Below are 14,380 nucleotides of genomic sequence, written 5' to 3'. Positions count from 1 at the left end.
ACAGCCCTATCATACCACAACCGCCCCAGCCGGGAAAAGACCAGCTTGATTTCACCTCCCCGCAAGGGTCGCATCATACCCGGCCGCCGCAGACAAGAAAAACCCCCGGGCTCTTAACCGGCGGGAACTTCCAGGACAAACTTTTGCTTTTTTGTAACCTTCGCAGCGACGAAAAGTGGTATCATGAGGTAAAAGAACGAAAGACTTCCAACCGGCTCGAAATGGGAGAGGACAGCCGTGGTGCCAAATTTGTTCAAGGGACGTAAAGGACTTTTTGCCGTGGGTGTGTTGACCGTGCTTTTTCTCTTCGCCTCCTGGACCCTGGCTGCCGCTCTCGTGGAGAGCAGGTTGGTGGCAGGCCCGGCCATGCGCGTGGCCGCCGCCACCGACCAACCGGCGCAGGAAGAGCCGGAGCAGCCGAAAGACCAAGGTGTAAAAGGTACAGCACCGGAAGCACCACCGCAGCCGACCGTGCCCGCCGCCGTGTACCAGGAGAACCCGGGGAGCACCACCCCCGTTGCCGACCTTGCTCCCCCGCCGGCTGCCCCCGCCGAAGCCGGGCCGCCACCGGCACCGGAAGCCGCCAAGGCTGCGCTCCGCCAGGCGGCTTTTCCAAACAAGCAGTACAGCGCCGAGCGGCTGGGCGGAAACCCGCAGGCAGGTAAACGCATCGCCCTCACGTTTGATGACGGCCCGGCTCCCGAGTGGACGGAAAAGTACCTGGCGGTGCTCCGCGAAAAGCATGTTCCGGCTACGTTCTTCTTTGTCGGGCGGAACGCCGCCAAGGAGGCGCAGTTGGTGAAAAAGGCGGCCGCCGACGGGCACGAGATTGGTGCGCACTCGTACTCCCACCGCAAACTCACCTGGTTGGAAAAGCCTCAGGTACAGGAAGAGTTCTGGGACGCAGGTACCTCCATCTACCAAATCACCAAACGCCCTGTCTACTACTTCCGCCCCCCGTACGGGGCAACCAACAGCACCGTCCTTGAAACGGCCGAGGAACTGGGACAAACCATCGTCCTGTGGAACGTCGATCCCCGTGACTGGGAAGCCACGAGTGCACAGCACATCGTAAGCAGCGTGGTAAGCCACGTGCGGCCGGGTGCCGTCATCCTGCTGCACGAAGGCAAGCCGCAAACCTACCAGGCCCTGCCCGCCATCATCGACCAATTGCGCAGCAAAGGATACGAGTTTGTCACCGTCTCGGAGCTCTTCGGCTTTGGTTCCCCACAAGCGGAAAAGCGCGTGGTGACGCAGCAACCGGGGAGTCGCGGCCGGGCAGACCGCCAGGTGAGATAGGGCAATAGGCGAAAAAGAACCCCGCAGCAGCTTACCGCTGCGGGGCTTTTCGTCACTCCAGGTAGCCGCCCTGCATGGCCGAGGCGGCTGAGCGGCAGTAGATCTTGAGCACGCCTTTCTTCTCGGGAAGCGCCGGCGGCTGCCAGGTCGCCCGCCGCTCCGCCAGGATGCGCTCCATTTCCTCCGGGCTTTTTTCCGCCCCGGCTACACCCACCAGGTCGAGGCGCCGACCTGGAATATCGATGCGGATGAGGTCGCCCGCTTCTATCAGGGCGAGGGGCCCGCCGCTTATCGCCTCGGGCGAAACGTGGCCGACCGCCGGGCCGCGCGTGGCGCCGGAGAAGCGGCCATCGGTGACAATGGCCGTAGAGGCCACCAGCTCGGGATCAGCCGCCAAGGCCTCGGTGGTGTAGAACATCTCGGGCATACCGGAGCCGCGCGGGCCTTCGTAGCGGATCACGATGACGGAGCCGGGCCGAATGCGCTTCTCGACGATGGCCCGGTAGGCCTCCTCTTCGGAGTTGAAGGGGACAGCGGGGCCGGTGTGGCAGAGCATCCGGGGAACGATGGCCGCCGGCTTCACCACCGCCCCGAGCGGGGCCAGGTTCCCGCTCAGCACGGCGATGCCGCCCTCCGGGCGCAGCGGGTGCGAACGCGGCCGGATGACGTCCTCCTTGTGCAGGCCGAAGCGCTTAAGCTCGAGCTCCCCCAGCGCGAAGTAGCCGCGCGCCTCCAGCTCCTCCAGGTTCTCCCCCACGGTCTTTCCGGTTACGGTGAGGGCGTCGAGCTCGAGGAGATCCTTTATCTCCCGCATCACCGCCGGAACCCCGCCGGCGTAACGCATGAGCTCTGTGGGGTAGCGACCGCCCGGCTTCGTATCCACCAGCCATGGTACCTGGCGGTTGATTTCATCGAAGAGGCGAGGCTCCAGCGCAATGCCCAGCTCGTGGGCGACGGCCGGCAGGTGCAGGAGCACGTTGGTGGAGCCCGCGATGGCGGCGTGTACCCGGATGGCGTTGCGGAAGGCGGCAGGCGTGAGGATGTCTTTGGCCGTGATGCCTGCGTCGATCAGACAGGCCACCGCCTGCCCCGCCGCCCGGGCACTTCTCAGGATGGCATTCTGCGCCGCAGGGAGAAGCGCGCTCCCCGGCAAAGCAAGCCCCAGGGCCTCGGCCATAACCTGCATGGTGCAGGCCGTGCCCATGAACTGGCAGGCCCCACAGGAGGGGCAGGCGTTCAGTTCATAGCGGCGAAACGCTTCGGGCGAGATCTCTCCCTGCTCCAGTTTCACGTTGTAGGTCCCGATCTGCTCCAGCGTTAGGAAATCCGGCCCGGCAGGCATGGTACCGCCGGGAACGTGCACCGCAGGCAGTCCCAGGCGCGCCGCTGCCATGAGGTGAGCCGGGACAGCCTTGTCGCAGGAAGACACCAGCACCAGACCGTCAAAGGGCGTGCTGCGGGCGTGGATCTCGATCAGGTTACAGATGAACTCGCGCGAGGCCAGGGAGTAGTTCATCCCGTCGTGCCCCTGGGCAATCCCGTCGCAGATGTCAGTTACCGTGAAAAACGAAGGCTGGCCGCCGCTGCCGCGTACGCCCTCGCCGGCCGCCTGCGCGAGCGAACCCAGATGAACGCTTCCCGGGTGGCTGGTCCCGGCCGTGCTTTCAACGAGCACCTGCGGCTTCTCCAGATCCTCCGGGCTCCACCCCATTCCCAGCCGCAGCGCCCCGATCTCCGGCGCCACCCGGGCGAGCTTTTGACTTTTGTACACCTTTCCTCTCCCCCACTTTATACCTAGTTGCCCACCACCGGCAGGATTTCGCCCGCATGCCGGAAAGCCAGTACGGCCGCATTTTTTTCTAGGAGTCCAAAGGCCTCATCTAACGCCCTCTGCGCCGAAGGCATCCAGGTGAAGCCGAGGCGGCGGGCCGTCTCAGCGTCAATCCCCGGGGAAACCAGGTAACAGCGGGCACATTTGTGGATTACCTCACCCACATGCACCAGATGCGCCGCCGCACTGAGGTCCTTTATCTCCCCGGTAGCCACCAGTTTCTCTGTTTCGGCGTACGTTCGGTACCCGTAACGCTCTACCTCAGGATGCTGCGCCGCCACGCCCTCAGGGCAGGGTGTTACCAAAATCACTACCCCACCATCCCTTACCGCCAGGTCTGCCATGTACATCCCTTTGGCCGCCTGCCACATCTCGATGTCGGCCGGGTAAGTATCGGTGATTACTATGTCTCCCAGGCGAGGAATCCCCACCCCAAATACATCCAGCGCTATCTGGGTACCCACCCGGTGGGCGACTACAGGATCGCCAGCCACCACCCTTACGATGCGCCCGCTGCGGTCCTGCACGGCGTTGATGATGAAACTCAGGCCGGCTTGGCGGGCCACGGCCTCCATTTCCAGGCGCACCGGGTTGTCTGCTTTCCCCATGATTTCTTTGCCCGGGAATCGCGCGCTCAGCCAGTGTGTCTGGCCAGTGGTTATTTCACCACAGACGGCAGGCTGAATGATCTTTGCGCCGCCGCTGAACCCCGCCACCCGGTGCGGTACTATGTGCCCGAGCCCTATCACGAGATCCGCTTCGATAACGGCCTTATTGACCCAAACCTCGGTACCGCGTTCGGTTTTGCCCAAGTGAACGAGATCTTCTGTACGGCGAAAATCGTGCTCCAACAAACGATACGGCCCACCTGTGTACCGGCCGTATTTTCTTTGCTTTTCCTCGGTCGTCATCGAGCGATGCGTCCCGTACCCGATCATCAGGGTGATGTCGTCTGTTTTTACTCCGGCTGCTGCCAATTCTTCCTCCACAAACGGAAGAATCTTCTCCACCGGCGTTAACCGCGTGTTATCGTCCCCGATAATGAGAATTTTCTGCCCTGGTCGGGCCATCTCCTTGAGCCTGGGCGTGCCGAAGGGGGCCGCCAGCCCCTGGCGGATGATTTCACCTTCATTGCCGCCCACAGGCGCTTCCTTAGGTTCGAACACCCCGAGTAGATTGCCGGCAGGAATGTTCACTGCTTCTATGTCCGGGTAAAGAAAACGGAGCTCCATTTGCTATCCCCCTTAACATTACGGTAATATTCTCCTAGTATATTGTTTCTCCGTGAAAGTTTGTTTTCCTCTATTCCGAAAGCTATTTTCTTGCTTTTTGTCTTTATCCCTGTCGTTTCGGCATTTTCTGCCCTTCCTCTGCCCTTCCATGGAGGAAACACCGATGGCAAAAACAAAAATTATTTTAACCTCAAGCAGGATTATTGCAATGGACGTGTAATATTATCTTAAAATGCTTTTCCACCTTCAGTCCCAGGAAGGGGGGAACTAAAAAAGGCCCGGGTATGGGGACATAAGAGATCCACGAGAAAAAATGGAGGAGGGTATTTCATGTTTAAGAAGGTTGTCGCACTTCTGGCACTAATTGTGCTGGTCGTGAGTCTCGCCGGCTGCGGGGCGCCGAAAAGCCAACAGGGTAGCGGCGATGCTTCTCCCGAACCTGCCGCGCAAGCCAAGGTTGTAAAAATCGCCAACTATTTCCCACCGGAGCACCCACAAAACGTAGCTTTGCGCGAAAAGTTCAAACCACTCCTGGAAGAGAAAACAAACGGGGCATTTAAAGTCGAGATTTACGACAACAACCAACTTGGCTCCGAAAAAGAAGTCATCGACGGCGTCCGCATGGGAACCATCGAGATGGCGATCGTAGGCCTGCTTCAGGCCGATCAGTTTCCCAAGCTTAAGATCCCTGAGATGCCCTATCTGTTCCGTGATTACGACCACGCCATGAAGGTCCTCAACGGACCGATCGGCAAAGAGTTGACGGAGGGCCTGATCGAGGCCGGTGATCGCCCGCTGGCATGGAACGTGAACGGCATGCGCGTTGTCTCTAACTCCAAACATCCGATTAACTCCATTAACGACACAAAGGACATCAAACTGCGGGTACCGACGAACAGTACGTTCGTTGAGGGCTTGGGAGCCCTGGGATTCAACACAGTTACCATGCCAATGACGGAGCTTTTTACGGCTTTACAGCAGAAGATCGTCGATGGTCAAGAAAACCCAGCGCCCACCCTGCTCACCAGCGGTTGGTATGAAGTCCAAAAGTACGTGGCAATTACGAATCACATCATCGGTCCCAATATGTTCATCATCAGCGAGAAATTCTACCAGAGTCTCAGTCCCGAACAACAAAAAATCTTCGAAGAGGTGGCTCAAGAAACCGCTGCCTACGAAGTTGATCTCATGAAGAAGTTCGAGCCGCAGTCCATTGAAACCCTCAAGCAAAAGGGTCTGGAAATCACCTACCCCGATCTGAAACCCTTCCAGGAAGCTGTTCAGACGGCCTACGACAAGTGGTACCAGAAATGGCCGGAGTTCAAAGATATCATTGAGCGCATCCGCAACACACAGTAGGAGATAGTCAGGCAGGGAGGGAAGTGTCTGGTCGCCTGCACTTCCCTCCCATTCAAGCACCCTGTCGAGGAGGACAGAAGGTATGACCCGCATCCTGGCTGCCATTAACCGTTTCCTTGAGCTGTTCTGCGGGACACTTTTGGCAGGCATGTCCATCATCGTTTTTGGTAATGTGGTAGCGCGTTACGTTTTTCAACGGGCGTTTGCGTGGTCTGAGGAGATCGCCCTTTTTGCTTTTGTTTGGCTTGTCTTCCTGGGTGCAGTCCTGGCGCTTCTGCGCAGCCGGCACCTGGGCCTCGACATCTTGATCAATGCTTTGCCGGTGGGTGCCCGCCGCTACGTGCTTTTATTGGCCAATCTCGTAACAGCAGTAACTCTGTGGTTCGTGGTCTACGGCGGCTACAAGTACTACCTTACCACAGTACCCTGGCCCGCACCGGCCACCCACATACCATACGGGTACATCAATGCCGTTCTTCCTTTCAGCGCCCTTTTGATGATTATCGTCCTCGTCAAACAGACCCTGGATCTTTTCGCGCACAAGTAATCAGCGGGGTGATGGGATGCTAGCAGTTTTTCTCGGAAGTCTTTTTGGTCTGCTTCTTGTCGGCGTACCTGTGGCCTTTTCATTGGCCATGAGTGCCATTGCGCTCATGTATTTCAAAGGTATGGTACAGCCTGAGATTTTGGTCCAGCACATGCTGGCCGGCGCCAACAATTACACCTTGATGGCCATTCCGTTCTTTATGCTGGCCGGCGAACTAATGAACGCCGGCGGGATGTCCCGCCGTATTGTCCAGTTCGCTAACGACCTGGTCGGGCACGTGCGCGGTGGCTTAGGTTATGTGACTGTGGTAGCCAGCATGATTTTTGCCGGCGTGTCCGGTACAGCCGTGGCCGATACCGCCGCCGTAGGTTCCATCCTTTACCCCGTGATGAAAGAGGAAGGTTATGCCGAAGACCGTAGCGCCGCGCTTATTTGTGCCGCCGGCTGTACAGGGCCCATCATCCCGCCCAGCATGCCCATGATCCTTTACGGTGTCATCGGCGGTGTGTCGATCATTAAATTATTCTTAGGCGGGATTGTCCCCGGCGTTATCATGGGATTGGCCTTGATGGCCTTTTGGTTCTTTCACGCACGCGGTAGCAATTATCCCGTGAAGAAACGCCCCAGCTTTAGGCAGCTCCTGCGCAGCACTCTTTCGGCCAGTTGGGCCTTGGTAATGCCCTTCATCATCCTGGGCGGAATTCTCCTAGGCATCTTTACGCCGACAGAAGCTGCCGTAGTGGCCGTAGCCTATGCCTTTTTCGTCACGGTATTCGTTTACCGTGAGCTAAAACTTAAAGACCTGCCGGACATTCTGGCCAACTCCGCCATCAACACGGCCGTGGTGGTGTTCGTTTGTGCCACCGCCAGCGCCGCCGCCTTTATGATCACCGTCGGGCGAATCCCCCAGAGCATCGGTGAGCTGATCACCTCCATCTCGAGGGATCCCCTGGTCGTGATGTTCATCATCAACATCTTCCTGCTCTTGGTGGGAGCTGTCATGGATCTCACCCCGGCTATGCTGATCCTGGCCCCGATTTTGATTCCTCTTGTCAAGAGCCTCGGCCTTGACCCGCTCTACTTCGGCGTGGTCATGGTGTTCAACCTGTGCATCGGCCTCCTAACTCCACCGGTGGGTACGGTCCTTTACGTGGGGTGCGGCCTCAGCAACTTGAGTATCATCCAGCTTTCGCGCCGCGTAATGCCGTTTGTAGTGGTTCTAATACTGGTCCTCTTTCTTATCACGTACTTCCCGAAGACCATTCTCTTTATCCCCGCCCTGTTCTCCTAACGGAGGCAAAAGGTAAATTCGCAGGGTTTCTTAGGAAGAAGGTGGAGCCAAATGCTTGACCTGAAGTATTCTGAGCACGCCAGCAGCGGCGGTACCCTGGTCCGCCTGCGCAGCGTTTTTCCCTCCCTCAAGCAGGCGGAGGCGCGGGCGGCGGCCTGGATGCTCGACAATCCCCAGGAAATAATCCACATGACCATCACCGAGCTGGCCGACCAGTGCGGCGTGGCGGAGGCTACCATTGTCCGCCTGAGCAAGAAACTCGGCTACAACGGCTTTCAGGACCTTAAGATTGCGCTGGCGCGCGACTTGGTGGAGCCATTAAAGAGCATCCACGAAGAGGTCTCGGCAGACGACGACCTTCCTATCGTTGCGCACAAGGTCTTTGAGAGCGCCCGGCAGAGCCTGGCGGATACCCTGAAAATCCTTCCTCTCCATGAGGTGGATAGAGCGCTCAAGGCCATGCTGCGCGCCCGTAAGATCGACTTTTACGGCTCGGGCTCCTCCGGCTTTGTCGCCCTGGACGCCCATCACAAGTTCTTTAAGACGGGCCTGGTTTCGGCCGCGTACAACGACCCGCACATGGCCATCATCTCGGCGAGCCTTCTCACACCCGAGGATGTTGCCGTCGGGATCTCGCACAGCGGCAGCACCAAGGACACCATTGAATCGCTCAAAGCAGCTAAGGCGGTGGGCGCCACCACCATTTGCATCACCAGCTACATGAAGTCGCCCATCACCAAGGTTGCCGATATAAGCCTGGTGGTCTCGGCACGGGAGACCACCTTCCGTAGCGAGGCCACGGCGGCGCGCATCGCCCAGCTCTGCCTCATCGACCTCCTGGTGGTGGGAATTTCGCTCCAGCGCCAGGAAGAGAGCCTGACCGCCATCGATAAGATTCGCCAGGGTATCGCGCTTAAGCGCTACTAAGGGGGAAGACCTGTGTCCCAACGCGAATGCGCCATCGGCATCGACATCGGTACGGGCAGCAGCCGTGCCGCCGCCTTTGACCTGGGCGGCCGCCTGCTCTTCAGTCAAGCCGAGGAGTACCCGCTTTCCTATCCACGGCTGGGGTGGGCGGAGCAGGACCCGGAGGTGGTCCTGGCGGCCGTCATTAAAGCCCTTAAGGATTTAACCGCACGTTTAGCTGAGCACGGCTACCGGCCGCTGGCGGTGGGCTTAAGCTCCGTGTTCCATAGCGTCTTGCCCCTCGGAAAAGACGGCCGGCCCCTGGCCAATTGCCTGCCTTGGGCCGACAGTCGCAGCACCCAGATCGTTAACGCGTGGAAAAAGGATCCTGCCGCCCGGGCGTGGTACGCGCGCACGGGCTGTCCCCTTCACCCCATGTATCTCCCGGGGAAAATCGCCTGGTGGCACGCCAACGAGCCCGAACTTTTCGCCCGGACGGCCCGCTTCGTTTCGCTCAAGGAGTATATCATCACCCGCCTCTTTGGCCTGCCGTGGGTGGACTACTCCGTTGTCTCCGGAAGCGGGCTGCTCAATGAAGAGAAGCTGACATACGACGACGACGTCTTGACCGCCCTGGGCATCGGGCCGGAACGGCTGTCGAAACTTGTTCCCACAAAGACCGTCCTGGGCGAACTCTCGCCGGAGTGGGCCGCGGCTACCGGACTTCCTCCCGGCGTACCCTGGGTGATCGGCGCCGGTGACGGCGCCCTCTCCAGCTTGGGGACAGGAGGCGTCACACCCGGCATTCTTACCGCCATGATCGGAACCAGCGGCGCCGTCCGCCTGGCCTCGCCCGTGCCCCGGGTAGACCCCAAAGGCCGGACCTGGTGTTACCACCTTACCGAAGACTGCTGGCTCCTGGGCGGGGCCATCAACAACGGCGGCATCGTCTATCGCTGGCTGCGCGATGGCTTTGTTCCCGACGCCTTGCGTTCCTACGATGCCCTGAACACGGCCGCTGCCCGGGTGCCGCCCGGTTCAGCCGGCATCATCTTCCTCCCCTTCCACAGCGGCGAACGCAGCCCTTACTGGAATGCCGATGCGCGCGGCATCGTCTTCGGGTTGGGCCTGGAACACACGGCCGCCCACCTGGCCCGTGCCACCATGGAAGGCATCACCTACCGCATGTACAGCATTTTCCAGGCGCTCGAGGAGCTGGCCGGCCCGGCGCGCGAGGTGCGCGCCTCGGGCGGCTTCGCCCGCTCGGCCCTGTGGCTTAAGATCATGGCCGATGTGTTTGGGAGGAGGGTGTACGTCCCCACCGTATCCGAGGGCTCGGCCCTGGGAGCCGCCCTCCTGGCGCTCATCGCCGTCGGTGCCCTGCCGGACCTCAAGGCAGCGGCGCAGCTTGTCAGCATCAACGCCGCTTATGAGCCGGATCCGGAAAACCACACCCTCTACCAGGAGCTTTACGCCCTTTACACCAGCATCTACTTCAAGCTCCAGGACGAATTCGCCGCCCTGGCCCGCTTCCGCGAGCGGGAGAACAAGGAGAGTGCCTGCCATTGAACACCTTAAACGCTACGCTGCCCCCTTTCCAGCGTGCCATCTGTAAGGGGCACTTGGTGTCCACCGGCATCGACATCCGCGACCTGGACCGGCCCCTCATCGGAGTAGTCAACTCCTGGAACGAGATCGTTCCCGGGCACGTGCACCTCCGCGAGGTAGCCGCCTGGGTTAAAAAGGGGATTCTGGCCGCCGGCGCCTACCCTCTGGAGTTCAACACCATCGCCGTGTGCGACGGCATCGCCCAGGGCCACGCCGGCATGCGCTATTCGCTGCCCAGCCGGGAGCTCATCGCCGATTCCATCGAACTCATGGTGCGGGCACATGGTATCTTTGACGGGTTGGTGTTCATCGCCTCCTGCGACAAGATCGTCCCTGCCATGCTCATGGCGGCGGCCCGCCTGAATACCCCTTCCCTCCTCGTCCCCGGTGGGCCCATGGTGCCGTGCATCACGCCGCGTGAATCGAAGGCTGCCCGCCAGGCCTTCTTGCGCGGCGAGCTGGACGAAGAGGCTCTGGTGGCCAGGACGCGCGAGTACTACCCCGGCCCCGGGGCTTGCCCCTTCCTGGGGACGGCCAACACCATGATGATGCTCGCCGAAGCCCTGGGCTTTACCCTCCCGGACATGGCCCTCACCCCCGCCGCCAGCGCCGCCGCCTATGACCTGGCGCGCCAAAGCGGCGAACAGGTGGTGCGCTTGGTGGCGGCGGGGATACGCCCGCGCGACATTCTGACCCGCCCGGCCTTCCTCAATGCCCTTACGGTGCTCTCAGCTACGGGAGCCTCGCTCAACAGCGTGCTGCACCTCCCGGCCATTGCGGCCGAGGCCGGGGTGAAACTTACACTCACCGACTTTGAGGCGGTGAGCGAGCGCACCCCCTTCCTGGTGGCGGTAACGCCGAACGACGCTGAGCACACAGTGGCCGACATTCACCGCGCCGGCGGGCTGCCCGCGCTCCTCCATGTGCTTCTTCCGCTCCTTACGGGTAACGCTTCCACCGTAACCGGAAAGTCCCTGGCGGAAAACGTGGCCGGGAGAAAGGTCAAGAACCCGGCCCTTATCCATTCTCTGGACGACCCCCTGGCCCCCAGCGGCGGCATCGCCGTGCTCAGCGGGACGTTGGCGCCGGGCGGCGCCGTGGTAAAGACTTCAGCGGTGGCAGCGGCCGACCAGGTTTTCTCCGGCCCGGCTCGGGTGTTTAACAGCCAGGAGGAAGCCCTGGCCGCGGCCGAGGCGGGTCGCATCCAGAGCGGCGATGTGGTGGTGGTGCGCTATGAAGGCCCGCGCGGCGGGCCCGGCATGCGGGAGCTCCACCGGCTCACCGAGGTCCTCGCTCTGGTGCCGCACACCGCCATCGTCACCGACGGGCGTTTCTCCGGGGCGAGCGGCGGCCTAGCCGTCGGTTATGTCTCGCCAGAGGCAGCCGGCGGCGGGCCGCTGGCGCTGGTGGCTGAGGGTGACCGTATCAGCATTGACATCCCCCAGCGGCGGCTGGACCTGGTTGTGCCGGCGGAGGAGTTGGCGCGGCGAAGCGCCAGCTTCACTCCCCCCAGCCGGAAACTTAGTGGTTGCCTCGCCCTCTATGCCGCCCATGTGGGTGAAGCCGCTCAGGGTGCAGTGCGCCGGCTTTAACAAACAGCATGACTCAGCATAGGAGGCAATTTCATGGCACGCATCTTTGTCAGCGCCCTCTCCTTTGGCCGCTACAGCAACGAGCCGCGCCAGCTGCTTGAGGCGGCCGGGCATGAGGTGGTCCTGAACCCGGCCGGCCGGCCGCTCACAGCGGAGGAACTCGCTGAAAAAGTGCAGGGTTGCGCCGCACTGATCGTAGGGGTCGACCCGGTCACGGCGGAGGTCTTCGCCGCCGGGCGTGACCTTAAGGTCGTGGCCAAGCACGGGGTGGGCGTTGATAACATCGACCTCGCCGCGGCGCGGGCGCACGGCGTCACCGTGACCAATGTTCCCAACTCCAACAGCGAGGCGGTGGCCGACCTCACTTTCGGCCTGCTCCTGGCCGTGACGCGCCGCATCCCGCAGGCGGACCAGGCCGTACGCGGCGGCAAGTGGCAGCGCTTCGTCGGCCCCGAGCTTTACCAAAAGACGCTCGGCATTCTGGGTCTAGGAGCCATCGGCAAGGGCGTGGCCCGGCGAGCGCGCGGCTTTGACATGCGCATCCTGGCCTACGACATCCACTGGGACGAAGCTTTCGCCCGGGCGTACCGGGTGGAGCGGGCACCCCTGGAAGAGGTGCTCGCGGCGAGCGACTTCGTCTCCCTGCACCTGCCCCTGGTGCCGGAGACGGAAAAGCTCATCAACGCCCGCACGCTGGCCCTCATGAAGCCCACGGCTTACCTGATCAACGCCGCGCGGGGCGAGCTCGTCGACGAGGCCGCCCTCGCCGGCGCCCTGAGCGGCGGCAAACTCGCCGGGGCGGCACTGGACGCCTTCGCCGCAGAGCCACCGGGATCCGACAATCCCCTCTTTTCGCTCCCCAACGTGGTGGTTACGCCGCACATCGGCGCGTACTCGTATGAAGCCAACCGCAATATGGGGGTCGGGGCGGCGAAGAACGTGCTGGCCGTGCTGGCCGGCTCGCCGCCGCCGAACCCTGTAGTATTACCTGACTAGGAGGTCTTAGTATGACACCGCTACACGGTATCATCGTGGCCATGCTCACCCCGTACGGCACAGGCGGCGAAGTCAACCTGCCTGCGCTGCGGGAGTACGTCGACTTTCTCATTGCCCGGGGCGTGCACGGCCTCTTTCCCACCGGCACCAACGGGGAAGGCCCAGCGCTTACGCTCGACGAGCGCAAGCAGGTTATTAAAACAGTGGTGGAGCAGGCCGCCGGGCGCGTCCCGGTCATCGCCCATACCGGCGCCATCACCACCGCTGAGACCATCGAGCTCACCCGCTACGCGCAGGCCGCCGGTGCCCGGGCCGCGGCCGTGGTCAGCCCCTACTACTTCCCCCACGACGAGGCCGCGCTGGAAAGCCACTTCAGCGCGGTGGCGGAGGCCGTGCCGGGTTTCCCGCTTTACCTTTACAACATACCGGGCAATGCCAAAAACGACCTGAAGCCTGGCTTCGTGGCACGCCTCCGGCAGCGCGCGCGGAACATCGTGGGCATCAAGGACAGCTCCAAGGATCTAACGCGCCTGGAGGAGTACATCGCCGCGCTCGGTCCCGGTTTCACCACCATCGTGGGGACAGACACTCTCATTCTCCCGGCCCTGGTGATGGGCGCGGCCGGCGTGGTCTCCGCCGTAGCCAACGTCTTCCCCGAACCCTGCGTGGCCCTTTACCGCGCTTGGGAAAAAGGCGACCTGGAGCAGGCGCGCACCCTGCAGTACCATATCAACCGCATCCGCACCGTCCTCAAAGCCGGCCCCTACATCACCCCGTACCGCGCCGCCCTCGCCTGGCGCGGCCTGCCCTTCGCCGGGGTGCGCCCGCCCTTTAGAACTCTCAGCGCCAGCGAAGAGGAAAACCTGAAGCAAAACCTGCGCGAGCTGAAAGAACAAGGTATTCTGCAGCCGGCACTCTAAGGAGGTCATCAGTATGGCGGTAAGCCAATTCGATCTCACGGGCAAAGTGGCTTTAGTAGTGGGCGGAAGCGGTGGCTTGGGCACCGCCGTCTCCACTGGTCTGGCGGCTGCCGGCGCCGACGTTATCCCCGTAAGCCGGAACCGGGAGCGCAACGCTGAGGTGGCGGCGGCCATCGAGAAGTTGGGGCGCCGCTCCAAAGCCGTTTCCGTGGACGCCGCCGACCGGGAACAGGTGGAACAGTTCGTGGACCAAGTGATGGACGAATTCGGGCACATCGACATCCTGGTCAACATGGCCGGGGCCTTGGTCAAGAAACCCCTGCTCGAGCTTAGCGAGGCCGAATGGGACAAGGTGATGAACGTCAACCTCAAAGCCATCTTCGTCTTCAGCAACGCCGTCGCCCCAAAGATGCAGGCCCAGGGCGGGGGCGCCATCATTAACTTCGCCTCGATGGGGTCTTTCCTGGGCATCACCCGTTCCGGCGTCTATTGTGCCAGCAAAGGCGGTGTGGCCCAGCTCACCAAGGTCCAGGCAGCCGAGTGGGCCAAGCATGGGATTCGCGTCAACGCCGTTGCCCCCGGTTGGTTCAAGACGCCGCTCAATCAGGCCTTTCTGGGGCAACCGGAAGTAGAAAAAACCATCACCGACCGTACCCCGCTCGGGCGCTACGGGAAGCCCACCGACCTGGTCGGGCCGGTAGTGTTCCTGGCTTCCCCGGCCGCTGAATTCGTCACCGGCATAGTGCTGCCCGTGGACGGCGGTTACCTGTCCTACGCCATCTGATACGCGCGAAAAGGA

At 61.7% G+C, this 14,380-nt stretch carries 12 protein-coding genes; 10 read left to right on the top strand and 2 right to left on the bottom strand.

The features are described from left to right. Window positions 1-237 precede the first annotated feature (237 nt). On the top strand, window positions 238-1,299 hold the full coding sequence (locus K5554_RS07115) for a polysaccharide deacetylase family protein (protein WP_221040447.1): 1,062 nt from the start codon (window positions 238-240) through the stop codon (window positions 1,297-1,299). Between the two features lie 52 nt (window positions 1,300-1,351). Here the strand turns inward: K5554_RS07115 and ilvD (K5554_RS07110) are convergent, their stop codons facing one another. Both ilvD (K5554_RS07110) and larA read right to left on the bottom strand, forming a co-directional pair. Next, the gene (ilvD, locus tag K5554_RS07110) at window positions 1,352-3,070 is read right to left on the bottom strand and encodes a dihydroxy-acid dehydratase (RefSeq protein ID WP_255565553.1); all 1,719 of its coding nucleotides are present in this window, start codon (window positions 3,068-3,070) and stop codon (window positions 1,352-1,354) included. Window positions 3,071-3,093: 23 nt separating this feature from the next. Next, entirely contained in the window at window positions 3,094-4,362 is a 1,269-nt protein-coding gene (larA, locus tag K5554_RS07105; protein WP_221040446.1) for a nickel-dependent lactate racemase, read from the bottom strand. Window positions 4,363-4,692: 330 nt separating this feature from the next. Here larA and K5554_RS07100 point away from each other — a divergent pair, with 330 nt between their 5' ends. The 9 genes from K5554_RS07100 to K5554_RS07060 all read left to right on the top strand — a co-directional run bounded on the left by K5554_RS07100 (window position 4,693) and on the right by K5554_RS07060 (window position 14,365). Beyond that, the gene (locus K5554_RS07100) at window positions 4,693-5,721 is read left to right on the top strand and encodes a TRAP transporter substrate-binding protein (protein ID WP_221040445.1); all 1,029 of its coding nucleotides are present in this window, start codon (window positions 4,693-4,695) and stop codon (window positions 5,719-5,721) included. A gap of 82 nt (window positions 5,722-5,803) precedes the next feature. After that, on the top strand, window positions 5,804-6,268 hold the full coding sequence (locus tag K5554_RS07095; RefSeq protein ID WP_221040444.1) for a TRAP transporter small permease: 465 nt from the start codon (window positions 5,804-5,806) through the stop codon (window positions 6,266-6,268). Between the two features lie 16 nt (window positions 6,269-6,284). Further along, entirely contained in the window at window positions 6,285-7,559 is a 1,275-nt protein-coding gene (locus K5554_RS07090; protein ID WP_221040443.1) for a TRAP transporter large permease, read from the top strand. A gap of 51 nt (window positions 7,560-7,610) precedes the next feature. Beyond that, on the top strand, window positions 7,611-8,486 hold the full coding sequence (locus K5554_RS07085) for a MurR/RpiR family transcriptional regulator (RefSeq protein ID WP_221040442.1): 876 nt from the start codon (window positions 7,611-7,613) through the stop codon (window positions 8,484-8,486). A 12-nt stretch (window positions 8,487-8,498) separates the two neighbouring features. Next, entirely contained in the window at window positions 8,499-10,034 is a 1,536-nt protein-coding gene (locus K5554_RS07080; protein WP_221040441.1) for a gluconokinase, read from the top strand. Beyond that, window positions 10,031-11,665 (top strand): dihydroxy-acid dehydratase, encoded by a 1,635-nt coding sequence (gene ilvD, locus K5554_RS07075; RefSeq protein ID WP_221040440.1) that lies wholly within the window; start codon window positions 10,031-10,033, stop codon window positions 11,663-11,665. Before K5554_RS07080 ends, ilvD (K5554_RS07075) begins: the two co-directional genes overlap by 4 nt. A 33-nt stretch (window positions 11,666-11,698) precedes the next feature. Beyond that, a complete protein-coding gene (locus tag K5554_RS07070) occupies window positions 11,699-12,661 on the top strand; it encodes a phosphoglycerate dehydrogenase (RefSeq protein ID WP_221040439.1) in 963 nt (320 codons plus the stop codon). A gap of 11 nt (window positions 12,662-12,672) precedes the next feature. Continuing rightward, window positions 12,673-13,581 (top strand): 4-hydroxy-tetrahydrodipicolinate synthase, encoded by a 909-nt coding sequence (dapA, locus tag K5554_RS07065; RefSeq protein ID WP_221040438.1) that lies wholly within the window; start codon window positions 12,673-12,675, stop codon window positions 13,579-13,581. A gap of 13 nt (window positions 13,582-13,594) precedes the next feature. Further along, complete coding sequence (locus K5554_RS07060) at window positions 13,595-14,365, top strand: SDR family NAD(P)-dependent oxidoreductase (protein ID WP_221040437.1); 771 nt, start codon at window positions 13,595-13,597, stop codon at window positions 14,363-14,365. Window positions 14,366-14,380: the final 15 nt, after the last annotated feature.

Origin of the sequence: Gelria sp. Kuro-4, from assembly GCF_019668485.1 — a bacterium.
Taxonomy (GTDB): Bacteria; Bacillota; DTU030; order DUMP01; family DUMP01; genus DUMP01.
This window is presented reverse-complemented; position numbering and strand designations above follow the sequence as displayed.

What these genes read in the sequence shown, in the direction of transcription:
- larA (WP_221040446.1), bottom strand. Translation starts at nt 4,362, where the DNA reads ATGGAGCTCCGTTTTCTTTACCCGGACATAGAAGCAGTGAACATTCCT.
- K5554_RS07100 (WP_221040445.1), top strand. Translation starts at nt 4,693, where the DNA reads ATGTTTAAGAAGGTTGTCGCACTTCTGGCACTAATTGTGCTGGTCGTG.
- K5554_RS07095 (WP_221040444.1), top strand. Translation starts at nt 5,804, where the DNA reads ATGACCCGCATCCTGGCTGCCATTAACCGTTTCCTTGAGCTGTTCTGC.
- K5554_RS07090 (WP_221040443.1), top strand. Translation starts at nt 6,285, where the DNA reads ATGCTAGCAGTTTTTCTCGGAAGTCTTTTTGGTCTGCTTCTTGTCGGC.
- K5554_RS07085 (WP_221040442.1), top strand. Translation starts at nt 7,611, where the DNA reads ATGCTTGACCTGAAGTATTCTGAGCACGCCAGCAGCGGCGGTACCCTG.
- K5554_RS07070 (WP_221040439.1), top strand. Translation starts at nt 11,699, where the DNA reads ATGGCACGCATCTTTGTCAGCGCCCTCTCCTTTGGCCGCTACAGCAAC.
- dapA (WP_221040438.1), top strand. Translation starts at nt 12,673, where the DNA reads ATGACACCGCTACACGGTATCATCGTGGCCATGCTCACCCCGTACGGC.
- K5554_RS07060 (WP_221040437.1), top strand. Translation starts at nt 13,595, where the DNA reads ATGGCGGTAAGCCAATTCGATCTCACGGGCAAAGTGGCTTTAGTAGTG.